The 229-nt window shown below is 29.3% G+C and carries 1 pseudogene; it reads right to left on the bottom strand.

The features are described 5' to 3' along the window. A pseudogene (locus tag ACY2RX_RS15015) lies at positions 1-224 on the bottom strand (hypothetical protein); the annotation flags it as partial. Between the last annotated feature and the right edge of the window lie 5 nt (positions 225-229).

Genomic DNA, 229 nt, shown 5'->3' on the forward strand with positions numbered 1-229 from the left:
AAAATATGACTGTGAACAGTTGTCAGTATTTCTCCTTCAGATTTTTTAAACAGCATTTTTGTAGCATTTTCATCATCTTCGTTACCTAAATAACGTTGTTCAATTCCTTTAGGATTTGCTTGTGTTGTGGTTCTCACAAAAGAAATTCCGCCATAAAAACCAATACTTAATATACAAACAAAAGCAATAATTAATACTTTTATTTCTTTTGGAAATAGATGAATTGTGC

The sequence above is a fragment of the Polaribacter sp. 2405UD43-2 genome (genome assembly GCF_058147125.1).